The organism is Ligilactobacillus salivarius DSM 20555 = ATCC 11741 (assembly GCF_001435955.1).
GTDB classification, from domain to species: domain Bacteria; phylum Bacillota; class Bacilli; order Lactobacillales; family Lactobacillaceae; genus Ligilactobacillus; species Ligilactobacillus salivarius.
Genome location: NZ_AYYT01000019.1, coordinates 14,623 through 40,214, shown reverse-complemented (window position 1 = coordinate 40,214; position 25,592 = coordinate 14,623). Strand labels below are relative to the sequence as shown.

At 31.3% G+C, this 25,592-nt stretch carries 29 protein-coding genes; 23 read left to right on the top strand and 6 right to left on the bottom strand.

The genetic code is table 11. The features are described from left to right. Nucleotides 1-177 precede the first annotated feature (177 nt). The 3 genes from FC55_RS10150 (at nt 178) to FC55_RS10310 (ending at nt 957) form a co-directional block, all read left to right on the top strand. Entirely contained in the window at nt 178-354 is a 177-nt protein-coding gene (locus FC55_RS10150; RefSeq protein ID WP_225356290.1) for a hypothetical protein, read from the top strand. 86 nt (nt 355-440) lie between these two features. Then, nucleotides 441-668, top strand: coding sequence for a hypothetical protein (locus tag FC55_RS07955; protein WP_003699317.1), 228 nt, complete (start codon nt 441-443; stop codon nt 666-668). A gap of 127 nt (nt 669-795) precedes the next feature. After that, nucleotides 796-957 (top strand): DUF6275 family protein, encoded by a 162-nt coding sequence (locus FC55_RS10310; protein WP_003699315.1) that lies wholly within the window; start codon nt 796-798, stop codon nt 955-957. A 455-nt stretch (nt 958-1,412) separates the two neighbouring features. Here FC55_RS10310 and FC55_RS07945 read toward each other — a convergent pair whose 3' ends face one another. Together FC55_RS07945 and FC55_RS07940 are read right to left on the bottom strand one after the other, a co-directional pair. Beyond that, nucleotides 1,413-2,261 carry an aldo/keto reductase gene (locus tag FC55_RS07945; RefSeq protein ID WP_003699314.1) on the bottom strand — a complete coding sequence of 283 codons (849 nt, stop codon included), beginning with the start codon at nt 2,259-2,261 and terminating at the stop codon, nt 1,413-1,415. 90 nt (nt 2,262-2,351) lie between these two features. Beyond that, a complete protein-coding gene (locus FC55_RS07940; protein WP_035149342.1) occupies nt 2,352-3,110 on the bottom strand; it encodes a DeoR/GlpR family DNA-binding transcription regulator in 759 nt (252 codons plus the stop codon). Between the two features lie 149 nt (nt 3,111-3,259). Between FC55_RS07940 and FC55_RS07935 the strand changes: the two genes are divergently transcribed. The 8 genes from FC55_RS07935 (at nt 3,260) to FC55_RS07900 (ending at nt 8,587) form a co-directional block, all read left to right on the top strand. Further along, the gene (locus FC55_RS07935) at nt 3,260-3,721 is read left to right on the top strand and encodes a PTS sugar transporter subunit IIA (RefSeq protein WP_003699311.1); all 462 of its coding nucleotides are present in this window, start codon (nt 3,260-3,262) and stop codon (nt 3,719-3,721) included. A 34-nt stretch (nt 3,722-3,755) separates the two neighbouring features. Further along, nucleotides 3,756-4,067, top strand: a complete 312-nt coding sequence (locus tag FC55_RS07930; RefSeq protein ID WP_035149339.1) for a PTS sugar transporter subunit IIB — start codon at nt 3,756-3,758, stop codon at nt 4,065-4,067. 13 nt (nt 4,068-4,080) lie between these two features. Beyond that, on the top strand, nt 4,081-5,631 hold the full coding sequence (locus FC55_RS07925) for a PTS galactitol transporter subunit IIC (protein WP_003699308.1): 1,551 nt from the start codon (nt 4,081-4,083) through the stop codon (nt 5,629-5,631). A gap of 5 nt (nt 5,632-5,636) precedes the next feature. Then, entirely contained in the window at nt 5,637-5,876 is a 240-nt protein-coding gene (locus tag FC55_RS07920; RefSeq protein ID WP_035149337.1) for a hypothetical protein, read from the top strand. Then, nucleotides 5,873-6,598, top strand: coding sequence for a class II aldolase/adducin family protein (locus FC55_RS07915; RefSeq protein WP_003699305.1), 726 nt, complete (start codon nt 5,873-5,875; stop codon nt 6,596-6,598). The genes FC55_RS07920 and FC55_RS07915 overlap by 4 nt, the downstream gene beginning before the upstream one ends. Nucleotides 6,599-6,726: 128 nt before the next feature. Continuing rightward, nucleotides 6,727-6,879: a hypothetical protein gene (locus FC55_RS07910; RefSeq protein WP_003706918.1), complete on the top strand. Its 153-nt coding sequence runs from the start codon at nt 6,727-6,729 to the stop codon at nt 6,877-6,879. A gap of 31 nt (nt 6,880-6,910) precedes the next feature. Beyond that, a complete protein-coding gene (locus tag FC55_RS07905; RefSeq protein WP_035149331.1) occupies nt 6,911-7,330 on the top strand; it encodes a hypothetical protein in 420 nt (139 codons plus the stop codon). Nucleotides 7,331-7,465: 135 nt separating this feature from the next. Further along, nucleotides 7,466-8,587 (top strand): NAD(P)-dependent alcohol dehydrogenase, encoded by a 1,122-nt coding sequence (locus FC55_RS07900; RefSeq protein WP_003699301.1) that lies wholly within the window; start codon nt 7,466-7,468, stop codon nt 8,585-8,587. 105 nt (nt 8,588-8,692) lie between these two features. Here the strand turns inward: FC55_RS07900 and FC55_RS07895 are convergent, their stop codons facing one another. Next, a complete protein-coding gene (locus tag FC55_RS07895) occupies nt 8,693-9,343 on the bottom strand; it encodes a membrane protein (protein ID WP_003699299.1) in 651 nt (216 codons plus the stop codon). Nucleotides 9,344-9,345: 2 nt separating this feature from the next. Beyond that, nucleotides 9,346-10,365 carry an AraC family transcriptional regulator gene (locus FC55_RS07890; RefSeq protein ID WP_003699298.1) on the bottom strand — a complete coding sequence of 340 codons (1,020 nt, stop codon included), beginning with the start codon at nt 10,363-10,365 and terminating at the stop codon, nt 9,346-9,348. 267 nt (nt 10,366-10,632) lie between these two features. Here FC55_RS07890 and FC55_RS07885 point away from each other — a divergent pair, with 267 nt between their 5' ends. The 5 genes from FC55_RS07885 (at nt 10,633) to rhaD (ending at nt 15,882) form a co-directional block, all read left to right on the top strand. Next, nucleotides 10,633-11,892, top strand: a complete 1,260-nt coding sequence (locus tag FC55_RS07885) for an MFS transporter (RefSeq protein ID WP_003699296.1) — start codon at nt 10,633-10,635, stop codon at nt 11,890-11,892. 20 nt (nt 11,893-11,912) lie between these two features. Then, nucleotides 11,913-13,370, top strand: coding sequence for a rhamnulokinase (gene rhaB / locus FC55_RS07880; protein WP_035149327.1), 1,458 nt, complete (start codon nt 11,913-11,915; stop codon nt 13,368-13,370). Between the two features lie 4 nt (nt 13,371-13,374). Then, the gene (gene rhaM, locus FC55_RS07875) at nt 13,375-13,701 is read left to right on the top strand and encodes an L-rhamnose mutarotase (RefSeq protein WP_003699292.1); all 327 of its coding nucleotides are present in this window, start codon (nt 13,375-13,377) and stop codon (nt 13,699-13,701) included. A 12-nt stretch (nt 13,702-13,713) separates the two neighbouring features. Continuing rightward, nucleotides 13,714-14,979 carry an L-rhamnose isomerase gene (locus tag FC55_RS07870; RefSeq protein ID WP_003699291.1) on the top strand — a complete coding sequence of 422 codons (1,266 nt, stop codon included), beginning with the start codon at nt 13,714-13,716 and terminating at the stop codon, nt 14,977-14,979. A gap of 87 nt (nt 14,980-15,066) precedes the next feature. Next, nucleotides 15,067-15,882, top strand: a complete 816-nt coding sequence (gene rhaD / locus FC55_RS07865) for a rhamnulose-1-phosphate aldolase (protein WP_003699289.1) — start codon at nt 15,067-15,069, stop codon at nt 15,880-15,882. A 306-nt stretch (nt 15,883-16,188) separates the two neighbouring features. Here the strand turns inward: rhaD and FC55_RS07860 are convergent, their stop codons facing one another. Beyond that, complete coding sequence (locus tag FC55_RS07860) at nt 16,189-17,904, bottom strand: hypothetical protein (RefSeq protein ID WP_035149323.1); 1,716 nt, start codon at nt 17,902-17,904, stop codon at nt 16,189-16,191. A gap of 150 nt (nt 17,905-18,054) precedes the next feature. Between FC55_RS07860 and FC55_RS07855 the strand changes: the two genes are divergently transcribed. Continuing rightward, on the top strand, nt 18,055-18,264 hold the full coding sequence (locus tag FC55_RS07855; RefSeq protein ID WP_003699286.1) for a hypothetical protein: 210 nt from the start codon (nt 18,055-18,057) through the stop codon (nt 18,262-18,264). Nucleotides 18,265-18,430: 166 nt separating this feature from the next. Here the strand turns inward: FC55_RS07855 and FC55_RS07850 are convergent, their stop codons facing one another. Then, on the bottom strand, nt 18,431-19,357 hold the full coding sequence (locus FC55_RS07850) for a site-specific integrase (protein ID WP_003699284.1): 927 nt from the start codon (nt 19,355-19,357) through the stop codon (nt 18,431-18,433). 217 nt (nt 19,358-19,574) lie between these two features. Here FC55_RS07850 and FC55_RS07845 point away from each other — a divergent pair, with 217 nt between their 5' ends. The 6 genes from FC55_RS07845 to FC55_RS07820 all read left to right on the top strand — a co-directional run bounded on the left by FC55_RS07845 (nt 19,575) and on the right by FC55_RS07820 (nt 25,548). Next, a complete protein-coding gene (locus FC55_RS07845) occupies nt 19,575-20,132 on the top strand; it encodes a restriction endonuclease subunit S (RefSeq protein WP_003699283.1) in 558 nt (185 codons plus the stop codon). 1 nt (nt 20,133) lies between these two features. After that, nucleotides 20,134-21,525, top strand: coding sequence for an N-6 DNA methylase (locus FC55_RS07840; RefSeq protein ID WP_003699282.1), 1,392 nt, complete (start codon nt 20,134-20,136; stop codon nt 21,523-21,525). 17 nt (nt 21,526-21,542) lie between these two features. Beyond that, entirely contained in the window at nt 21,543-21,785 is a 243-nt protein-coding gene (locus FC55_RS07835) for a hypothetical protein (protein WP_003699280.1), read from the top strand. Between the two features lie 164 nt (nt 21,786-21,949). Beyond that, complete coding sequence (locus FC55_RS07830) at nt 21,950-23,914, top strand: hypothetical protein (RefSeq protein WP_035149318.1); 1,965 nt, start codon at nt 21,950-21,952, stop codon at nt 23,912-23,914. Then, nucleotides 23,901-24,764 (top strand): hypothetical protein, encoded by an 864-nt coding sequence (locus FC55_RS07825; protein WP_003699278.1) that lies wholly within the window; start codon nt 23,901-23,903, stop codon nt 24,762-24,764. The genes FC55_RS07830 and FC55_RS07825 overlap by 14 nt, the downstream gene beginning before the upstream one ends. Beyond that, nucleotides 24,754-25,548 carry a DUF6339 family protein gene (locus tag FC55_RS07820; RefSeq protein WP_225356291.1) on the top strand — a complete coding sequence of 265 codons (795 nt, stop codon included), beginning with the start codon at nt 24,754-24,756 and terminating at the stop codon, nt 25,546-25,548. Before FC55_RS07825 ends, FC55_RS07820 begins: the two co-directional genes overlap by 11 nt. Nucleotides 25,549-25,592: the final 44 nt, after the last annotated feature.

Sequence of the window (25,592 nt, the reverse complement as noted above, 5' to 3'; positions counted from 1 at the left end):
TTGTCTAACTTTTTTGTTGCACTTCACTTTTCGTGAGTGCCTATTTTTGTTTTAAATATGTAATGGTTAAAACTAATCAAAAAAGCAAAATTTTATTAAGTTTAAATTCACGTAAACTAACATCAGCAAGGAAATTTTACTTCAGATCAGATTGACATTATGAAAGATATAAAACTTATGGAGATAGTAAGAAAAGGAAGGAATGTAAATTGGGTTACACAGATGAATGTTTCTGATACAATTAGTGGTGTAAGTAAAGGAGAAATAAATTCTGGATATGAACATCCTATTGAATATTGGGCTAAGCTAAAATGCAAGCTGTTGAATTTTTTGCAGAAACAACTAGTGCTATGATTAATAATCCAGAATCGCTGTTGCAAATCAAAAAATGTTTCCGAATGCTTATAAGGAATATTTAAAAGTAGTGGAGGATATTGCTAATGGATAACATTTTAAGAGAAGAATTAAAGCAAGATACTAGAGATTTTTTCTACGGAAAAAATTTTACTGAAGGAATGATTGATGCAATAACAGACTATGCTATTAAATTTGGACAATATCCTCCATTTGGGTTCTATAATCCAAAGGTGGAGGAATTGCAAGAATGTATTAAAAAAAATAAAACTTATGGTGAGTTATTTGCAAATCTTTCAAATGTTATTGTTTAGTAAAGCATTCACAATAAAAATTGTGGGTGCCTTTTTATTTTGGAAGAAATTCTAGATAATGGGAAATTTATAGATATATGCAAAAATGAAGTGGTTAAATATGCTAATGATCATTTAGATAAAACAGATGGTAGATACATTAACTCAGATGATGTTTATGACTAAGGTTTTACAAAATAATAAAGTTTTATTATCAAGTACATTGTTTGATGGTATGTATTATGAATTAACATATAACGAGGATAAAAACGAATTGTATATTGATTGCGTACAAAAAGTTCGAAAATAAGGAATTAATATTAGGCGACTAGAATAGCCGTTTTTTAAATACCTTTTTCCTGCTTGCAGGCGTTAAAGAACAACTGAGTACTCTTTCAAGGCTCTAACTGCAAGAAAAAAGGAGTTTTCGTGATGGATAACGAAAATCAAGAAAAACTAAGACAATACCGTTAAAGTTGCTAACACAGTTGAAAAACTTCAAAAACGTTTAGGTAAATTAACTGGTGATAAGCACGACTTGGAAGAAGAATAAGGTTAAAAAAGAGAAAAGGTGTTAAAGATAAGGTTTACACAATGATACAAGAGCGTGACATTGAATTTTATGTTGACCGTCGAGATGCTGGTGAAACTAATCAAGAATTATATAATTTATTCCTATGAATGTTTGAGATATGCGATTCTCAAGCTTTTTTTGTAAAAAAATACCAATTAGAACTTCGTAAACTAATCGGTATAAGTTAAATATTAGAATGTAGCAGTATCTGGATCAGTTGCTAAACGAGTAACTCCGCGTAATCCATCTAACTTCTTCATTTCATCATCAGTCAGTTCAAAATCAAAAATATCAGTATTAGATTTAATATATTCAGCATGAACAGATTTTGGAAGTGGAAGGAAACCATGTTGCAATGACCAGCGAAGTAGAACTTGAGGTACGCTATGATTGTGAGCCGCAGCAACTTCAGCAACTAATTCATTACGCAACAAATCACCAGTACCTAAAGGACTATAAGCTTCATTTAAAATATCGTGTTCCTTATTAGCAGCTAGTACATCTGGTTGAAGATCACTAGGATTTAAGTAGTTTTGGTTAACTGCAGGAACGATATTAGCAGTCTTCAATAATTCATCTAAATGGTGCTTGCGGAAATTAGAAATACCAATTGCACGAATTTTACCAGCTTTAACGGCTTCTTCCATAGCTTGCCAACTTTCAGCATTTAATTCAGCCCAATGTTCACGAATTGCTACTGGATTTGGCCAATGAATTAAATATAAGTCTAAATAATCAGTATCTAGTCTTTGTAAGCTTAAATTAATAGCCTTTTTTGTAGCTTCATAACCGTGAGAATCGTTCCAAAGTTTAGTTGTCAAGAAAATATCATGACGGTTAATACCGCTTTCTTTGATACCTTGGCCTACACTAACTTCATTGCCATAAGCTGCCGCTGTGTCAATATGACGATAACCAACTTCAAGTGCAGTTTTTACAGATTCACGAGCAACCTCGCCATCTGGAGTTTGCCATGTACCGAAACCGACAACAGGGATCTCTACACCATTATTTAATTTATATGTGTCTGTTAATGCCATTTTAATACCTCCATAAATAAGTAATCGCTTTTATTATATACCTTACTATTAGTAAGTAGCAAATGATATATCTTGAGAAGAAAAAATTTGTTAATAGATTAACTTTACTTTATTTTTTTTTAATAAATTAACAAATTTATCATCAGGCTTTTTATCAGTAATTAAATAATCAAAATCTTCTAAGGAACAAAGTTTAATAAAATCGCTCTTTACTTTAAATTTAGAATGATCGACTAATAAAACTGATAAGTCGGCATTTTCTATCATTTTCTTTTTACAATGCGCTTGGCGAATATCAGCCATAAAAACTCCATTTTCATTAATAGATGAACAAGATATTAGTGATAATCTTGGATGAAATTGACTAAGATATTCTAGTGCTTCGGAGCCAAGAACGGTTTCGGAATAGGGACGTAAGAATCCACCGGCTAGAAAAACACGAATATTTTTTTGGTTGTGACCTTGCATAGCGATATAGATATTATTAGTAATAACGTTAACTTTTTCTCTATCTGTCAAATTTTGAATAATATATTTATTAGTAGTAGAAGAATCAATGAATACAGAATCATTATCAAAAATCAAATCTGAAGCTAGTCTACAAATTTTTCGCTTTTCATTAGGATGTTGGGTAGAACGAAAACTTGCAGTATACTCGATATTATCTTTTCTAAGTAGTGTAACTAATCCAAATGATCGTTTTATAATACCATTAGTTTCTAACTCAATTAAATCTCGACGTAATGTAGATACTGAACTATCAACAAGTTGTTGTAGTTTATGTATATGTATAGAGGGATTACTGCTAAGAATATCCAATAGATAAGAAATCCTATCTTCTTTTTTCAAATAAATCACATCCTTGAACAAATTTTGAACATTTGACCTAAATTTTAACTCAAATTTGAATGTTTTTCAAATATCCATGATTTTTTATATTATTTTTAATATGTATGATATATTAAAAATGTAAAAAAGAAACAGGGAGTGTGAAAAGCATGAATTACAAGGATATGTTACACAGAGAGTTAATTTTTTTAGATGAAAATTCGAATAATAGAGAGGAATTATTTGAATCTATTAGTCATAAATTAATGGATTTAGGATATGTGAAAAGTTCATATCAGGTGGCTTTAAATTCAAGAGAAGATGAATTTCCAACAGGTCTAATTACTAAATTCTTACCTATTGCTTTACCTCATGCAGATCCTGAAAATGTAAATAAAGCATTTATAGCAGTTGCTAGAAACAATCAAGAAATTCCAATGCTTCAAATGGGGAGCAATGAAGAAATGAGAACAAAATATTTCTTTTTCTTAGGAATTACAGATTCTTCACATCAAGTTATTTTATTACAAAAATTTATGCAACTATTACAAGATAAGGAATTTGTAGATAAATTAGTATCAGCTAATAGTGTTGATGAAGTTTATTCATTGTTAGATGAATATTTTGATTAATAAAGAAATAATTTTAGATTAGGAGATGTTTATTATGGCAAATATTGTTGTAGCTTGTGGTAGTGGAGTTGCTACTAGTGAAACAGTTGTAAGTTTGATTAAAGGATTTTTTGAAGATCATAATATTTCAGGTGTTAATGTTGAAGCAACAGACTTTAAGGGGTTAGCAGGGGTATTACCTAATTATGATATTTATGTGTGGATAGCTAAACCTACTAAGGAAATCCAAGATATCTGTGATAGAGAAGGGATTGTTGATGTTAATGGGGTTAATATTTTAACTGGAAATAATTCAGATGATTCATACAAGAAAATTTTGTGGGCTCTACAAAAGATGACTATGTAAGGAGTTGAATAAAATGGAAGTCTTAAAAAGTGTAGTTAATTACATTTTAAATTTAGGTGGACCAGTATTTGTTCCGTTGGTAATGCTGATAATTGCACTTATCGCAGGATTATCTTTTAAGAAATCAATTATTGCCTCAATTACATTAGGTGTTGCCTTTTCTGGAATGAATTTAGTTGTTAATTACATGCAAGAAATTATATCTCCTGCTGGTAAAGCAATGTCTAAAGCCATAGGTGTTACTTTAAATGCTGTTGATGCTGGTTGGACAGGAGTAGCTGCTATTACCTGGTCATATAAAGTTGCATTCCTATTTTTCCCATTATTACTAGCTATCAACTTTATAATGTTGACTTTTAATTGGACAACCACTTTAAATGTTGATATGTGGAATGTATGGAATAAGATATTCACTTATGTAATCGTTTACTATTTCACAGGAAGCATGCTTATTGGATTTTTAGTTTCAAGTATTCAAATTATTTTCGAATTAAAAGCAGGTGATGTATGGCAAAGACACATAGAGGATATGACTGGAATGCCAGGGGTTACAGTACCTCATTTTATTACACTATTCGCAGTAATTTTAAATCCTTTAAATAAATTACTTGACTTTATTCCTGTATTTAACAAACCATTTGACTCAGAAGCTATTCAAAAAAAGATTGGTATCTTCGGAGAAAATAAAGTAATGGGATTTATTATCGGTATATTATTGGGATTTGGAGCTGGATATGGTTTATCCAAGTCTTTGATGTTAGCTGTAGAAGCTGCAACTGCAATGACATTATTCCCAATGATCTCTAAATTATTTATGGAAGCGTTGAATCCGATTGCTGACGCAATGGGGAACTTCATGAAGAAACACTTTAAAGATAGACAAGTATATATTGGATTAGATTGGCCTATCTTGGCTGGACGAAGCGAATTATGGGTTACAGTAATTCTTTTAGTCCCCGTAGAACTTTTATATGCTATCATCCTACCACATAATAATGTACTACCTTTTGCTGGAATTATTAATCTTTCTTTTGTAGTTGCTGCATTATTGGTTACAGGTGCTAACTTATTGAGAATGCTAGTATTAGGTTTGATAACAACTCCTATTTTCTTATATGGTGGCACATACTTTGCTCCAATGATAACTAAATTGGCGCGTTCAACTAATAGTTTCAAAGTTCCAGCTGGTCAACAATTATCATGGTCTACATTTGAAGGCCCAGATTTTAGATTATTCTTTGGTCAAGCTTTCACAGGTAAATGGTGGGCAATATTAGCAGTAGTTATTTGGGTATTAGGATTCATTTGGTTATATTTAGATCAAAAGAAAATTCCATTACCTAGTCAAAGATATCAAGTAGCTATTCCAAACGTTGGAAACAGTAGTGATGAAAATAAGCAAGTAACTGTTGAACAAAATGATTATAAAGATATTAATTTAGACGATTTTAATGGTGCTAATTTTAGTAATACTAAAAAAGTAGCACAAAATAATGAAGACGATTACAAGAATATCTCATTAGATGATTTTGATGGAATGAATTTTGGAAATAGAAAAAGGTGAAAAAAATGAAAAGTAGATTATTCTGGTTAACACTTTTATTTATAGACTTACTTATATTTTTACAAGCAATTATTAGTAATAATGTTATTTTACTAATAGTTGTTGGAGGTATTGCTGGAGTAATTTATTTCAAAGGATACGATCAATTGTTTGGGGAATTTGATAGAAAACAAAAAATCAAGAGAGAAAAAAGAAAACAAGAGATCCTAGAATTACGAAAAGTTGGAAGGAAGTATTCAAAATGACAGAAAGTTTTGTTTTCGAAGAGCAACGGAGAGATTTAGCAAAAGTAGCTAAAAAGATGTTTGATAGAAAAATGACAAACGTAGCAGGTGGAAATATCTCGCAAAAAATTATAGCTGATCAAAGTTTAGATTATGGTCATGTTCACATTGAAAAAGATAGAGAATATCTAATCATAACTCCAACATATATGTCCGAAGCTTGGTATGGAGAATTATCTCCAGCTCAAATTTTAGTAGTAGATCTGGAGACTGGAGAACAAATTGATGGTTCAGGAAGATTGACAAGGGAAATTAATATGCATAGAGAAGCATATGAAGCAAATGAAAATATAAAAGTTGTATATCATTCTCATACACCTGCATCAATGTTTTGGGCAACAATAGGTGAAGATATGCCTAATGTTACTGAAGCCACTTCACATGATTTAGATTTAGGTACAATTAGATGTTTGCCTTATAAACCTGCGTGTTCAAAAGAATTAGCAGACCAAGTACATGATGAATTAGTAAAATTAGGTGATAAAGCTGCCAATAATATTTTCCTTTTAAATAGTCATGGTGTTTTAATTACAACCAATGATTTACATCATGCTACATGTATTTTAGAAACAGTAGAATGGAATGCAGAAATTGCATATAAGCAAGCAGTTTTTAAGAAGTTAGGACTAATAGATGGATACATGTCTAAAGGCAAATTGAGTGATGGTTTGGTAAGTAAATAGTTAAAAAATTAATGTTTATTTAACTTATAACATTAACCTTGAAGGCATCTCATACAGAAATGTATGGGATGTCTTTTAGTTTACGGTGTAATTGTATAATATTAAAATGTAAGCACAGGGTGATGATAATGAGAGAATTTAATAATGAAGAACCAGAGTTAAAAACTAAAAAGGCTACTACTTTCCTGAAAAAAGAAGAAGTTTCTTCAAGTGTGTCAAAACTTATAGATCAAGGTATTAAAGAGAATAGAGAATTATTAGAATGGTTGAAGGATAAATAAAAAATATACAACAAAATAAAGAGGTATGATTATGAATAAAAGAGAAGAAATAATCAGTTTATGGTTTGAAATGTGGTTACAAAAGAAAGATCTAGGAATTTTTAAAATATTTTCGAATAATGCTACATATATTGAAAGTTGGGGGCCGAGATACGATAGTTCTAAAAAAAATAAACTTTGGTTTAATGAGTGGAATAGTCGTGGAACTGTTATTAAATGGGATATTAAGCAGTTTTTTCACAAGGAAAATCAAACAATAATTGAATGGTGCTTTGAATGTCAAATGGAAGCAGAAGAGGCCACATCATTTGATGGAATATCTCTAATAGAATGGACAGATGATAGTAAAATAGAGTTTCTTAAGGAATTTGGCTGCAACATTAATAATTACGATCCATATAAGTCCGGAAATATTCCTAAATTTAAAAACACAGAAATTGGCTGGTTTTAGTTATGGAATATATATACTTATGCATTCTATAAATATTAAAAAATGACACCTAAATTAATCGTTTTTGATATTGAGAAAAACTTCACAAATTAATAAAGTATAATTGTAAACGATATCAAAAAGGTGGAATTAATTATGAAAATAAAAGCAGCAGTAGTAGAAGAAGTGGGAGCACCATTTGAAATTAAAGATAATATTGATCTTCATGAAGTAGGACCAACAGACTTACAAATTCACATGGTAGCATCAGGTATCTGCCATTCCGATGAAGCCATCCGTAAGGGCGATGCCTCGCTAGGTTATCCAGTTATTCTAGGTCATGAAGGGTCAGGTATTGTTGAAAAAGTTGGTAGTGAAGTTAAAAACTTTAAACCAGGTGACCATGTAATTCTTTCCTTCTACTCAGATGGAACATGTGACAATTGCTTAAAAGGTGTACCAACTCAATGTAGAAGTTATGCTAAATATAATTTGTCAGGAACTCGTGCAGATGGTGATGATCATTTTCAAGAAAATGGTAAGCATATTTCTGATATGTTTAATCAGTCATCATTCACAACAACAACAGTGGTAGATCAACGCAATGCTGTAAAGGTTGATAAAAATCTAGACCTACGTAAACTTGGACCATTAGGCTGTGGGTATGTTACAGGTTCTGGAACAGTATTAAATACCCTACAACCAAAACCAGGTGACACAATTGCAGTATTTGGTACAGGTGCTGTAGGTTTAGCTGCTATGATGGCAGGTCGTATTTCTGGATGTATCAAAGTTATCGCAGTGGATATTGTACCTGAAAGATTGGAACTTGCTAAAGAGTTAGGAGCAACTCATACTATTAACAGCAAGGAAGAAGATGCAGTTGCTAAGATTAAAGAATTAACCAATGGATATGGTGTAGATTGGACTGTAGATACAACAGGTTTGCCAGCAGTTATTAAGAATGGAGTTGACGCTTTAGCACAAGGTGGTACATGTGCAGCAATTGCGGTAACACCACACTTAATTGAAATCTCTACTTGGAATGATTTATGTGTAGACGACAAGAAGATTGTTGGTGTAAACATGGGTGACTCCATCCCTCAAATTGATATTCCTCGTTTAATTGAATTCTACAAACTAGGATGGTTTGATTTCGACAAGACTGAAAAATTCTATGATTTTGAAGATATCAATCAAGCAAATCAAGATTCTGTTTCTGGTAAGACAATTAAGCCAGTATTAATTATCGATAAAGAATATCAACCAGGTGAATAGAATAAATGAAGTTCAGACTATTAAGAATTATTCCTAATAATCTGAACTTTTTTATATATAGCATAAAAATAAACCTGATTTCGGAATTTACCGAGATCAGGCTTTTTAGATATCATAATGTTTAAGGTGCTTAAATGCATGTATGTCAAACCACTTAATCATAGATCCCTGGAAGAAAAATGAGATAATAGTTCCAATTCCTACAGCCCAAATTGCATGTGAAATAACAGTGGTAATTACAATAATACTTAGTGGAACTAGGAAATGTATTATCTGTGCTTTAGTAGCATCGCCATGCAAGAACATAAATCTAATAGTTTGCATGAAATCATCATTAGGATGCAAAACTATGTTAGCACGCTGATATAATGACGTTGCTAATGATATAAATACAATTCCTAGAATATCTAAAACAATGCGAATTAAAAGTAATTGGTGTTGTAAATTTAATCCTTCTAAACAATTAGTAAAATATTGAACTAAAATGCTAAATGGTGTAATAAATAATAAATCTAATAAAAATTTAGAAATCTTTCGCTTTTTATCTATCAAAGAAACTAGGCAGTTAACAGCCAAACCTTCTAAGAAAATTACCAAACTCAAACTATTAATAGAAAAACAATTATTGATATTAACCGCTGATGCGGTCCAAACGGCACTCCCAAGATTAGTAGAGATAGTCAAAGCATGACCAGTAGCGTTAATAAGTAACGAAAGAACTAAAAATATAAAACGTTTTCTAAAATCTATATACATAATTAGATAAGTCCTTTCAGTGATGATTGAAGGTCATTTTTTCTCTTAGAAGAATTCCTAACTTCAGAAGGTAAGCAACCGTACTCTTCTTTAAATTTCTTATAAAAGGAATTTTTATTGTTGATCCCTACTAATTGGCTAATTTCCGAAATTGGAAAATCAGTTGATTTTAGTAAATATCTTGCTTCTTTTAAGCGATGTTGTGTCCGTAGTTGAACGAAATTTTTACCAGTGACTTCTTTTATTAGAGAGCTTAAATAATTTTCACTGTAACCGTACTTTTTAGCAAGATCAGGTAAGATGATATCAATATAATTTTTAGAAATATCTTCAATAATATTTAGTATTATTTTTTGACGATAATCCTTAATTTGGTTTGTTGGTAAAGGATAGTATCTCATGATTTTTGATAAAAGAATCTTAAGATAAGAGTTGATAATAGGGTAGGCGTAAGGCCTTTGTAAATAATACTCATCAATAATTTGATCCATCGTTTTAGTAATGTCTCTGTTATGTGGAAAAATAAAGTATTTTCTCTTATTCTCGTTTTTTAGAGAAACATTTAAAAAGAATTCAAAAACAGAACTGTTTTCACTATGCATACTACCTAGAAAATCAAGAGAAATATCCTTATTTCTGAAGAGTAGATTTATCAAAATGTCATCTTCTGATAGTTCATGAACAGAATGAGGACAACCGATATCCATCAAAAGAATATCGCCGGCATTGAGAGTAACAACCTCACCATTAACAATCTGCTTGCAGGATCCAGTAACCATATAGTTAATTTCTAGAAATTCATGGGTATGTCGTGGGTAATCAGCAAAACGATTATGTTTACTAATATATACAGCATTATGCTTAAACAAACTTTGATTAAGTGTTGGAGCTGCATTATGGTAGCTTTGATCAATATCGATGGCTGAAATAGGCAAATCTTCAATAAAAGTATGAGTAGCCTTTTGTTCTTTTTCAATCTCTGTATATTCGAATAATGAATTTAATATCTTTCTATCAATCACAGAATCAACCCCTAAATATAAATATGTTAAATTTTGTTATATAAAATCGTAGAAAATGATACTAATATAACTTCTTATGGTCTAAGATTATTTTAATATAGTAGCTTTATTTAATCAATAACAACAAAAAGTAAGTAAAGCTCAATATTAAAAAATGATACCATTTTAGAGTATTAATGACATTTTATTTAGTTTTGAAAACGGTTAATATTGTAAATGTAAACAAGAGAGCGCTATCTTAAATTTATTATTTAGGAGTGAAAAAATATGGCTAGTAACAAAAAATTTGCTACTTGGGCAGTATCATTAACTAACTTTTTAGATTCAAGCTGTATTGTAGCAGGTGCTAGTGGTTTAACTTTATGGACTTCTGCATTAAAACTAGATAATTTTCAAGTTGGACTTTTAGGTGCTTTGAGTGCTAATGCTTTTGGATCAGCAATTGGAGCTTTAATTGGTGGTCATCTTTCAGATAAGTATGGTAGAAAAGTAATTTATACGTATGACATGTTGGTGTATATGCTAGGTACTTTAATTGTTGTATTTTCAATGAATTTCCCAATGCTTTTAGCTGGGTTTATAATCACAGGTATCGCAGTTGGTGCAGGGGTTCCAGCTTCATGGACATATATTTCAGAAACATCAGATGAAGGAAATCGTGCTAAGAATATTGGCATTTCTCAGTTCTCATGGTCAATGGGTCCAGTTATTATCTTCGTTGCCGGAACGTTACTTGCTCCACTAGGTTTATTAGGAAATAGAATTTTATTTGCATTATTAACTTTAATTGCATTTATAGCTTGGTTATTGCAAAGAGGATTAGATGAATCTCAAGAATGGGTAGAACAAAAGCAAAAAGAAAAGGAAACAGGCGAAAGACCTCATCCATATAAAGACTTATTCTCAAACGCAGTAAGTGTTAAATCGGTATTATTCTTGATTGGTGTATATATGTTCTGGAACTTAGTAGCCGGAGCAATGGGATTCTTCATGCCATTTGTTTATGAAACTGTTGGTGGTTTATCAAATCTTCAAGCTAACTTACTACAAGCAGTTCTTTGGATCTTTACAGCTTTAGCAGGATATTTTGGATTTGCTATGTATGGGGATAAGGTTAACCATAGAGGATTTTACTTTGTAGGTGCTGCAATGGCAGTAATTTCATGGTTAATTCTAACTTATGTTGGTATGAGTTGGACAGCTTTAATCGCATTCGTTGTTATCTGGGGTATTTCTGCAGGTATTGGTGCACAAGCTTGGTACGCATTATGGGCAACAGAATTATTCCCAACTAAGTATCGTGCAGGATCTCAAGGTGTTATGTTCTTCGTTGTTCGTGGTAGTGCAGGTATTTGGTCCATTTTCTTCCCACTTATTTTACAAAACATGGGCTTCAAAGCAGCCGGAACTTTCATGATTGGTTTATTAGTAGTTTCTCTAGTAATCGGTACATTGTGGACACCTAAGACAAGAGGAAAATCTTTGGATGAAATTACAAAAGAACGTTATGGAGATAGTGAAAAATAAATTGGAAGAAGGTGAACTCATTGAAAGCATATGTTGCAGTAGATATTGGTGCATCTAGTGGACGTCTTATGCTAGGACAATTAGAAGACGGAAAGCTTAAGCTTCAAGAAATGCATCGTTTCAAAAACGGATTTGAATTTAAAAATAATCACGACAGATGGAATATTGACTACTTAATTGATGAAATTTTTAAAGGGTTAGAAAAAATAAAAAAAGCTGGATATACAGAAGTTAGCTTAGGAATTGATACTTGGGCTGTAGATTATGTACTAGTTGGTAAGGATGGAAATAAATTACAAGATCCAATTAGTTACCGAGATAAAAGAACAAGTAACTCAATTAATGAATTAACAACTGAAGTTTCTAAGGAGTATATCTATAAGAAAACAGGAATTCAGTTCTTAAACTTTAATACTTTGTACCAATTATTTGAAGAAGATAAAGAGTTATTGAAGAAAACAGATAAAATTATGATGATTCCTGATTATATAGGATACATTCTCACAGGAAAAGCTGTAACTGAAATTACAAACGCTTCCACCACGCAGATGCTTAGTTTAAGAGAAGGATTATTTGACAAAAATCTATTAGAAAAAGTCAATGTATCCTCGGATCAATTTGCAAAATTAGTAGATGCTGGAACAGTTTTAGGAAATTTAAAAGAGGATTGGTACAGCAAATATGAACTACCAAAAGTGAATGTTGTAACAGTAGCAACTCATGATACAGCTTCGGCGGTTATTGGGACACCATGTGAAGGACAACATTGGGCATACTTAAGCTCAGGAACTTGGTCATTAATTGGAACTGAATTAAATATTCCAGAAAATGGGGCAAAAGCCTTTAAAGAAAATTACACAAATGAATGGGGAGCTTATGGAACATATAGATTCCTAAAGAATATTATGGGTCTCTGGATGGCTCAATGTGTAAAGAAAGAACTAAATGATCAATATAGTTTTGGTGAATTGGCAGAATTAGCAGGTGAAGTAGAACCATTTGAGCAATTTATAAATGTCAACGATCAACGCTTCCAAAATCCAGGAAATATGATTCAAGAAATTCAAGCCTATTGTCGAGAAACAGGACAAAAAGTTCCAGAAACACCTGGAGAAATTATGATGGCTATTTATTCAAACTTAGCGTTATTCTACGCAAATGAGATTAGTAAGTTAGATGACATTATGGGCTATCATATTGATACTTTGAATATAGTTGGTGGCGGATCTAACGTAGCATTGATGAATCAACTTACAAGTACAATCGCGAATGTAGATGTGTATGCGGGACCTAGTGAAGCTACAGCAATTGGAAATATTCTAGTACAAATGATAACAGCTGGCGATGTATTAAATGTTTACTTAGGAAGAAGAATTATTTCTGATTCATTTGATATTAAACATTACACACCAGAGCAAGGTAAGTATTCTAAAGTTTTAGCAGAATATCAACAGTTTTTAAATAAGGAAAGAGGCTAATGAAATGACAGTAAGACTTGGACAAATTATGCATGTAAATCCTAATTATTATGATGAATATGAAAAAAGACATAGTGATTTACCAGTTAAGTTTCCAGAAATGAAGAAAGCATTAAAGGAAGCAGGAGCACATAACTATTCAATTTACTTGGATAAGAAGACAGGTACTTTATTCGCATATTTAGAAGTAGATGATATGGATAAATATAAGGCAATTGCAGAAATGGATGCATGCAAAGAATGGTGGGCATATATGGCACCATTAATGGATACTAATCCAGATAAGAGTCCTGTAACATTCGATTTACCAGAAGTATTTCATTTAGACTAGGAGGAAAAAATAATGGTTAAAGAACAAGAAGTGAAAAGCGCATATGAAGTAGCAAAAGAACGTTATGCAGAAATCGGTGTAGATACAGAAAAAGCTATTGAACAGTTAAGTAAAGTAAAATTGTCAATTCACAGTTGGCAAGGCGATGATATTCATGGCTTCTTAAATCCAGACCAAGAACTAACAGGGGGTATTGGAGTATCTGGTAATTATCCAGGAATTGCAAGAACTCCTGATGAATTGACACAAGATTTACATGAAGGATTGTCTTTGATTCCAGGTAAACATAAAATTCAATTACATACTTTGTATGCGGTAACAGATAGAAAGAAAGATTTCGATGAAGTTGGACCAGAAGACTTCAAATATTGGGTTGATTGGGCTAAAGAAGAAGGCGTTGGTCTTGATATGAATGGTACTTTCTTCTCACATCCTAAAGTAAAACATAACTTTACTTTGGCAAGTCCAGAAAAAGAAATTAGAGATTTTTGGATTAAAGTAGGTAAGCAATCAAGAGCAATTTCTAACTACTTTGGTGAAGAATTAGGACAACAATCAGTTAATAACTTCTGGATTCCAGATGGATTTAAAGATAATCCAATTGATAAACTTTCTCCACGCAAACGTTTGATTGAATCATTAGATGAAATTATCAAAGAAAAATATGATGAAAAGAATACAATTGAAGCCTTTGAAGGTAAATTGTTTGGTACGGGTATTGAATCATATACTGTAGGTTCTCATCTATTCTATAACAACTATGCTATTACACGTGATAAGTTATGGACAATTGATGCAGGTCATTGGCATCCAACAGAAGATGTTTCAGATAACTTCTCAGCATTTATGCCATTCGGTAAAGGTTTGATGTTACATGTTTCTCGTCCAGTACGTTGGGATAGTGATCATGTAGTAATCTTTGATGATGCATTAGTAAGAATTACTCGTTCATTAGTTCGTGATGATTTGCTATCTAAGACAAATATTGGACTAGACTTCTTTGACGCTACAATTAATCGTGTTGCTGCATGGGTAATTGGTGCACGTTCTACACAAAAGGCATTGTTACAAGCAATGTTAGCCCCAATTGATGACTTGAAGAAGGCTGAAAATGAATATGACTTCACAAAACGTCTAGCAGTTACTGAAGAATTGAAGTCATTCCCATTTGGCGCAGTTTGGGATGAATTCTGTCAACGTAATAATGTTCCAGTAGGTTTAGACTGGATGGATGAAATTCGTCGCTATGAAAAAGATGTTCAATTTAAACGTAACTAGAAAATAAATTAGGATTAAGTCAGTCACAAAATATTATTTTGTACGGGATAGGCTGACTTAATTTTAGTGGAAAGAAGAGAGTATGTAATGAAATTTATTGATTCTAAATTTATGAGAGATATTTGTAATGTAACTAAACAATCATACGATAATGGTTGGGATGAACGTAACGGTGGTAATATCAGTATTCGTATTACTGAAGATGAATTGAAAGATTTTGACGATGTTAAAGAAGTAAAACGAACTTTTGATTTAGGTTTTGATGCTAAAGCTGTCGCAGGTCAATATTTCTTGGTTACAGGAACTGGCAGATATTTTAGAAATGTAATTTCAAGACCAACAGAAGATGTAGGGTTGGTTAAAATTACTGAAGATGGTAAACACGCTGATTTACATTGGGGATATGAAGATGGTGCTAAACCAACGAGTGAATTCCCTACGCATCTAATGTCACATATTGCGAGACTAAAGACAGATAAAAACCAACGTGTAGTAATGCATTGTCATCCTACTAATTTTATTGCGATGTCATTTACACAAACTTTAAATGAAAAACGTCTTTCAAGAATTTTATGGAAAATGCAAGCTGAATCATTAGTAGTTTTCCCTGAAGGCATAGGTATTATTCCATATATGACGCCAGGAACAAATGAAATTGGCGAAGCAACTGCAGCCAAGATGAGTGAATTTAAAGTAGTTATGTGGCCACACCATGGTATTTTCGCTGTTGGTTCAGATCCTGATGAAACATTTGGATTGATTGAAACAGTTGAAAAAGCTGCATTAATCTTTACGACTATTCAAGCACAAGGTGGTAATATTTTACAAGATATTACAGATGAAGAACTTAAAGAATTGGCACAAGCATTTGGTGTAACAGCTAATAGCAAGTTTTTGAAATAAGGATATAAATAAGTAAGGTATGATTCTAAAAAAGTAGGTCATACCTTATTTTTTGGATATATTTAAATCTATCAAAATTGACAGGCTTGCTAAAATTCTAACTTCATTTGCTTAGATTAGAAAATTCTGCTGACCAAAATTCTTTAGGGAGAATAATACCAACACTGTTGCCAATATTTCTAACTTTAATTTGTTTCATGGAAATCACCTCAAACTAATTATAAAAAGTTATAACTAAAGAAATAAATGTCTTTATAAGTACAAAAAAGCCCCAAAATGAATTGAGGCTAAATGTAGTATTTATAATTACTTTAAGTTATGGTTGGTAAATTTTGTTACGTTCCCAATACTTTGTCCATTAACAATGTTGGCTTTGAAACCAACATTGTCACCACTTCTAAGCAAGTTAGCTTTGGCAAAATCATCAGTATCGATGGTGTAAACAATTTGACTATCTTTAAGAGTGAACATTACTTTGTTTTTATTAGATACTATTGCTACTCTATCTACTGTTCCTGTAATCTGTTTTAGATTACTATTAGGTGTATTTGATGCTTTAGCTCCACTGTTTACTAATGCTTGTCTAAAATCATCTAGGGCACTAATTGGGGAGGAGCCTGTTCCGTAAATAGATTGGTCTTCGGCATCGAGATAATAATATCCTCTGATTGCGTGTGTTTTATCTAAAATAGTCATGATCCATGTTGGTCGTCCATCAACGTTATATAGGATAGGCATGTTAGCTGTCCATTGTTGAGCTTTGTAATTTTGGTTAGCATTACTCTTAGCACCAGAACTATCCATGATTCCATTAGCTTTGTAATAAGTTAATTCACCTGTACGAGCATTAATCATGGAGTAACCTAAAGCAGAATCAGATTTAGTATTAGGGTTAGTAAAGTCTGTGAAATAGCTAATGGTTCCATTTTCGTTGAATATTGAAGTTACGCCGTCTTCTGGGCCATTATTAGTTGGTTCTTCCATATCTGTTTTACCTAAGAAACGATTCCAAAATCCGTGCTTGTAACTACCATAATTACTGTTCATTTCTGCTGCAACATCTGAAGTGATACCTTCATCAACAAATTTTGGCAAATTAGATAATTTGTATGTTTTAGTTTTTCCTGTAACAGCGTTCATAACAATGACTCTTAGTTTTTTGTAGTTAATTCTGTGACTTAGGAATTCAGATTTATATACTGTTTCTACCCAATAAGGATTTCCATTATTGTCAATTTCTAGCTGTGCACCGCCATCACCTAATTTCAACCATTGTGGATTATTTCGATATAGTTGTCTTTCGGCATCTCTTTTGAAATAGGCACTTGTAGTATATTTGTACGGTTTTTTGATAAATTTTGGTGTCGCATTTTGACTCGTTGCATCAATCATAAAATATCCAGGAATATTTTTTGCCTTCATCATCGCAAAGAATCCTTGGTATTCAACGGGGACAATATAGACTGCTTTACCATGAATATATTGTGCTTGTACAGTTCCGGCAATTTTGTAGTATTGACTATTTGGTAAATCAGAAACAGCTTTTCTTACTCGATTTAAAACGGTTTTAGGTGCTAAGGCTACAGGAGTTTCACCGCGTTTAAATGTTGGAGCTTGTTTGGAACTGACTTTTTTTACCGAAATTGAATTATAAGTTGGTTTAACTGATAGTATTGAATGTAATTCACCGCCAACTGCTATCAAAAGTATAACCATAACTACTGATAATCCAATTGAAAAAGATTTATTAACCCATAATTTTCCTCGGCGAATATCATCATCAAAATTTCCAATAAATAGATTTAAAATTAAGAAAATTCCACCGAAAATGGCATTTCCTAGTAACAATGAAAGTAAGTTTCTCGATGGGAGTAAGCAATATACAAAAATAAAAATTAATAATATTTCTAGTAATAAAATACTTAATGATATTAATGTTTGCTTTTTATTTCTTAAAAATATCGACTTACATATAAAAATTATGATAGCTAAGAGACTGTACATTAAGGTCATAACTAACATGATTTGACAACCCCTTTAATAAAGATTAGTTAATTAATTATATCATACTATCAGTATCCATATTGTTAAGTGATTAAATACATAAACGTTATTGAAATATCATAAATAGTTTATAATTACATTAAGTAGCAAAGAAGGGTTGTGGAAATAATGAATATAATCACCACAAATGAGAATAAGAAAATAGCAGATAAAATTTGGGATAAAAATGATGCGTTAGACGATTTAAGCGATGAAGAACTAGATCTTTTGGGAGAAGTCATGTCTTCAATAGAAAGACCTGTCGATCCAGAAGTTATTTCAGATGATAGTCAAAATCCGGAAGTTCCATACATGAGACTTTTAAAGGGAGATGAATAGTCTATAACTAAATACAAAAAAATGGAAGGCGAAAATAGCCCTCCATTTCTTTAAAAAGAATTTTTAGTAAAAAAAACAAAAATAAAAGGTAGGTAAAACCTTTAATAACTTGATTATAGCATAATAATTTAAAATGTTAAATATAAATCTTAACTACATCTCAATCCTACAACTCTTTTAAATGTTTCAAAATTTTTCGATTATCTTTAGTTTCAAGTTCTTTAATAATATGTAGATATGTTTCCTGGGTAGTCGTAATATTAGCATGTCCCAATCTTCGCGATACACTCAAAACTGATACACCTTGGAATAATAGTAGCGATGCATGTGTGTGTCGTAATCCATGTATGGAAATTGTAGGAATGTTGGCATGCCGACATAAGGTTGCCAGTCTGCTGTTGACGGTAGAGTTGAAAATTTTTTGATCCTGATTAACGAAAATAGGTTGATCGGGGTCTTTTTCTTTTATCAATTTTTTGAAAGCTTTTAAAGTACTATTATCAACGAAAATTTTCCGATTAGAGCTTTTATTTTTGGTGGGTTGAAAGCCATAATCTTTGAACTTGTAGTTCCAAGATTTATTAATGTTTATTTGTTGATTTTCATAGTCAAAGTCAGCAGGTGTTAGGGCCAACGCTTCGGCAAATCTCAGACCAGTTTTGCTAATTAGATAGATAAACCAATCCCAATTTACTTCGGAAGATAAGTTCAATTCAGATAATAAAGCCTGTAGTTCATCCATATTTAAAAATTTCTGTTTTTTCTTTCTTTTTTGATTTCCTTTAATAATAGCCTTTCTTGTAGGATTAACTCTAATTATCCCATCTTCATATGCGTCTACAAGACATGGTTTTAGATGATGATGGAAATCGAGCGTTGTTTCACGTTCGTGGTTTTCGGCAAATTTATTTAAAAGTAATTGATAGTTTTTACGATCAATTTGATGTAAATGTAAGTCAGGACAAAGTTCTTTAACGTGTTTATGAGCAAGTTCATATTTTATCAATGTTGCATGGCGCACTGCACCTTTCTTATATAGTTCAATCCATTCTTTATAGTATTTATGGAATAATTTTGTACTTTTTCTTGGCACTAGCCATCACCTCTTTAATTATTTAGCTGAATTAAATATATCAGTAGTTTATTTTTGATTGAATATTGGGGATCTTTAAAATTATATATCAGGTAATATAATCGAATTACAAAAAAGTTGTTGAATTTTTAGAAAATTGAGATATAATAAAATTGTAATACGTAATAGGGTTTAATTACATGATTTATATAAATTTAAATAAGGAGTTGAAAATAGTATGAAATTGAATGAATTGGTAAAAATCGAAAGTGGAATTAATTCAGTTCGCGTAAAGAATCAAAATTATACGTTATATGCCATAGAAGATGTCAATTATGACTTGGGGCATGGTGAGGATTATCAACACGATAAGGCTAGTGGTAAAAGTATTACAGCAAGGGGAGATATTGTGATAAATACTGTAAGTAATCTAGCAAGTGTTGTTCATTCTAGAAATGCTGGTAAGATGCTTAATCAAATTTTTCTTCGTTTAAATATCCTTGATGAGAATACACTGGACCCTTGGTATTTATGCTATCTATTAAATAAGTCCGAATACATTAGGTACCAAGAAGCAGCCATTATGGATGGATCTGTTATTAGAAAATTAACTAAAGCGAACCTTGAAGATTTAGAGATTAATCTGCCGGAAATAGCTGACCAAAAGAAGATGGGGGAAGCTTACAAAGAGATTATGAAAAAGTATACATTAGCTATGGAGAAAGCGGAGTTAGAAAGAGATCTGTACTTACAAATGTTAGGGGAAAAAGATTTAAACAACAGAGAGGCGGTTTAATATGGATAAGGTTTTAGAAGAAAGATTAGCAGCTAAAGATAGCTATATCGACATTCATGACTTTTATGTGCTAATGGCATTTTATCAATCAATCTCACAAAAAGTTTTGCGAAAATTCGATAAGGATGGCAGCATTTTAGAAGTACAGAAAAAATATGAGGAAGGTAAGGAAACGGTCCAAGATGCTCAATTCGTAATAGCGCCACAAGATACATATTATCATCATTACCAAATGTATAAGGCCAATAAATTTGAATATGTTGAACTCGTAAAATCCCTATATAATATAGAAGAAAAAAATCCAAAATTAAAAAATATCTTCCAAGATGTTAGGGGAAGTACTTCAAGTTTGCCGAGTGAAACTGCTTTTGAAAAGATAGATTCACGTAATGAAGTAAGTTTTGAAGAAAATTTAGAGATAATTAAACGAAGCAGTGGTGCTAAAGATAATTACGATTATACTTCGAAAAATATCCGTAAGTTGATTACTAAGTTAGTTGGAAGTAAAAAAGAAGGAGTATCAATTTATGATCCAGCTTTGGGAACAGCGAGTTTACTATTGGGTATAAATCGAGCTGCACTTAAAGAAAATAAGTATTATGGACAAGAAATCAATACTCAAGTGATAAAAATAGCCATTATGAACGCAATAATTAATGACGTGGCTGATGATAAATTTGAATTCAAGAATGCAAATACATTGGCTAATAATTGGGAATTTGGTAAGGCTGATATAGTAGTGTCTGATCCACCAATGAGTATGAAATGGAACATTGATAAAAATTTAAGTCAAGATAAACGTTATCAAGATTATGGAGATTTGCCTAATAGAGCAGATTGGGGATTCATTTTGGATGGAATTAATAAATTATCAGATGATGGAATGATGGTTGTGTCGGTTGTTCAAGGTACGTTATTTAGAGGAGCGAAAGAATACAATATTAGACGTAAGCTTCTAGAAGATGGAAAGATTAGAGCAGTGATTCAGTTGCCGGGTAACACGAAAATCTCAACGACAATCGCAACCTGTTTATTAGTACTTAGAAAATCATCAGAAGATAAAGATGTCTTCTTTATTAATGCAAGCCAAGAGTATGAGAAGAAAGGCTTGGAAAATATTCTAACAGAAGCCAATATCGATAAAATTGTAGATATTTTTAATGAAAAGAAAGAAGAAAAAGGATTCTCACATGTAGCGAGCTATGAGGAAATTGAGAAAAATGACTTTAACCTATCAGTAGCACGTTATGTAAACCAGTATAAGTTTAAAGAAAAATTGGATTATCAAGAAGAAATAAAAAATCTTGAAAAGTTAGATGAAAAACTAAGTCAAACTGATGCGACACTGAAGAATTTGATGGGAGGTTTAGGTTTGATGGAGATTGATAACTAGAAATTAAGGGGATAAAAATGATTAAACTAGAAAAAATGATCAAAAAATTAGAGTTAATACTGGCAGGAGTGATGTTACCCACAATGATAATATTTGTCTTTCTTGAACTAGATAGGCTAATGACAGGAACTGAAACAGACTATGGGTATTTGGCAATAACAATGATAATGACGCTGCTATTAGGAACTCTAGAAGTCCAGTTTTCAATGAAAGAAGAAATTAGAGAGTTAAAAATGGAACTCAAAAATATTAATAAGTAAATTCTTGAATTTGCCAATTTAGATATAGGAGAAATTAGAAAATTTGTGCAAATAGTAGATTTCTTAGATTAAAAACTAAATTTTTGTNACTAAATTTTTGTATAAATTAGAAAATTGGTCCTGTGTCTAGAATGGAAAAATGGGGAAAAAGGAGAAAAAAGAAGATGAAGTTATTTAATAAAAGTCATTCTAAAAATAGTGAGTGGTATTTTCCAGGTGGTAAAGACTTACAAATGGAATCTGGATCTAATGCGAGTTTAGAAATGTTTAAGGATAATCCTTTAGACTCTTTAGCTAGAGAAATATGTCAAAATTCGTTAGATGCTGGGATAGAGGGTAATAATAAGCCTGTTCGAGTAGAGTTTACAAGTTTCAAGGTTAAAGCTGAAAATATTCCAGGATATCTGGAGCTAAAATATGAAGTTATAAATAAGGCGATGAAACAATGGCCTAATGAGCAAAAAACAATGTCTATGTTAAGAAAAATGGACAGGATTTTGAAAAATAAATTTGTTAATGTTTTAAAAATTAGTGATTATAACACTACTGGTTTACGAAAAGAAAACTGGAAGTCATTAATTGAACAAGTTGGTTCATCTGTAAAGAAAGATTCATCATCAGCTGGATCATTTGGTATTGGTAAAGGGGCACCATTTGCTGTTAGTGATTTACGAATGGTACTATATAGTACTTTGGCTGATGAAGGTATTCAGTCCATTGGTGTAATGAAGTTTGTATCTTATAAAGATAAACTTAATGGGGAAACTATAATTACTCAAGGTACAGGATATTATGGGAAAAATGGGAGTAAGGAACCAATTTCAAAAGATTTTGGATTAGGAGGAGAAATATCTAGAACTGAAAAGGGAACAGATATCTATATTATCGGTTTTAATCGAGATTTGATTGAGAATTGGACTAAAGAAATAACATATTCTTTAGCAAATAACTTCTTGTTTTCTTTCTATACTAATAAATTAGAAGTAATTATTGATAATAAAGTTAAACTTAACTACAGTAAGATGAACAAGATTGTTGAAGAAATTCGTAATGATAAGAAATTACTAAGGAAATATGAGTATTTACCAGGTTATTATGATGTTTTACAAGATGAAGATCATAAAGAATTCAATTTAACTGGATTCAAAGAATATGGTATTAAAGATGGAGAAGCAATACTTTATACTTCAAATAAGGGCGATGTAAATCGTAGAGTATTAATGACAAGAAATGCAGGTATGAAGATAAAAGATCTAAATAGAATCAGTTCTATTATTAAGTTTTCTGGAATATTCTATGCTCATGGGAAAAATATCAATGGAATACTTAAACAACTAGAAAATCCTAATCATAATGATTGGTCCAAGGATAGATCTGAAACGCCTAAAAAAGCTGGTAGATTCTTAAAAGATATGAATAGATTCATAAAAGAAACTATCAAAGATACATATACTGAAAAAGTAGCTGATGAAGTTGATGCATATGGGGTTAGTGATTTCCTTCCAGAGGATATAAATTCGATAAGACTGTCAAATAAAAAAGTCAAAGATAAAGGTCATAAAAAAGTAGCTATTGAGATCGAAAAAATAAATACAAAGTCTAAAGTAGCTAGAGTTAGAGAAAATAATCATATTACTGGTGGCGATGATAAAGGCGTTACTAAAGGTGGAGTAGGCCAAGGAGATAGTTTTGGTACAGCTTATGATGGAAGAGGACATAGAGGTGGATCTAGTACAGGAAATAATTTTGGTTATGGTGATAGACCTGGAGAAAATGGACCTAATGACAATGACGATATGTTTATAAAAAATAGAAATAGTCAAAAAAAGATAACTAATGTGAAATATAGATGCATAGAAGTTGATCATCAAAATGGAATGTATAGGCTAATGGTAAAACCTGACAAGAGTTTAAGCAATGTGCGTATTGATTTAGATGTTATTGGTGATTCAGGTAAAAAAGATACTGTTCAGATAACAAAGGCTACCTATCGAGGAAAACAATTAAATATAGGATATTCAAATGTATATATCCAATCTTTACTTGCAGGATCTTGGCAGCCTATCATGATAAAACTTAATGGAAATACACGTTTGAAATTGGAGGTAGAAATTTATGCGAATATCTGACAGTATTTATCCTTATCCAGTATTATCAGTAGACGATGAAGATTATATTCAAGATTCAGAATTTGATATCGAGTTTACTAGTGTTGCAGCTACACCATTTAAAAATGCAGTTGTAAAATGTAGATTTATTTTACATGATCACAATTTAGAAAGATTAATAAATTTAGGTAAAGCAGGATTGTATTTACGTGTAGAAAATAGTCTTACTGCATATCGCAAACTATATGAGTTAGAACCTGGGAAATATACGTTTGAATTAGAAATAGATCCTAAATATATGAGAAAAAAAGTAGAGGTAACAGGCTTACTTTTAGCAAAACAAAATATTACAGATTTTATTAGTGATACTATCAATACTGACCTATATGGAAAAGATTATGTATTTCCTGATTTAAATACTGGGGATCCATTAGCTGTTGCATTTACTACTAATGTTGTTGTAAATGACGAAGATAGTTTTAAAAGTGTATCTTCAATTATGAAGGTAGCTAAATCAAAAAAGGAGTATATGGTAGTAGATCCGGATGGAGAAATTATATACGTGTATTTGCCAGAAACATTATATGAACAATATATTAGATACCAATCTGTACCAGATATAGCTTTATCAATAGTAATATTACCGGCACTTATACAGGTTTTAAGTTATATGGTATTAAATCGAGGTAATGATATTGATGAACAGAAATGGTATATGGTAATTGAGAAGAAAATAAGGAGTTTAGATAAGGATATTAATGACTTATTTAATGAAAAAATTTCACCATTAGAATTAGCACAGATGATCTTAGAAAATCCAGTAGAGAGATCATTTAATGAAATAAAGGGGATTGTTGGAATTGAAGATTAAGGCGAAAACATGTGATGAGAACTTTTTAGAGGAGATAAAACGAAATTTTGATACTAAATACATAGATTTGTATCGTAATTTTGATAAGAAGGGTATTCAAGAATTATTCAATAATGAGTTAGTGTATGATATAGAACATGAATTTGAATACTTAGAATTGTTTGATCCTAAATCTTTTAGTGATTTATTTACAAATAATATAAAAAATACTTATGAGGCGTTGAAATTTTTAACACCTGTTCAAGCATCTAGAGAAGAATTTTGGTTTACTATGATTAATACTGTATATTTAGATTATCTATTGGATTATTTGAAGACAGTATCAAATAGTAAAAATTTCAATGAAAAGGTTAAAAATAGTATCTTCTATAATAGTTCAAATATCAGAGCACAAGTAATTCAAAGAATATCTCGTTATTGGTGGTTGGGATATAAGACTTATGATGAAAAAAACGTTTCAAATCCATATTGGTTGACAGAGTATTTCTTTGAATATGATGGATCTAGTAAAATCATTTCATTCTTTTCTAGTAATTTGACTAATAATAAAGATATTGCACTAGGAATAATTGAAGGTATTAAAGATAGGGATGATAAAGTAATAAACAATAGATGGACATATCTTACTATGAATAAATATTTTAATGCGATGGGTGGCGTTAGAATTTTAGATATTATGACTAGGGAAGAAATAAAGAAAGAAACAATGAAACATATTGATTATATAGTAAAAAATCCAGAACTATTATCAGCAGAAGATAGAAAGAGAGTAATAAAGAGCTAGCAGCATGATATAATTTTACTATAAAAAAGATACTACTAATTTAG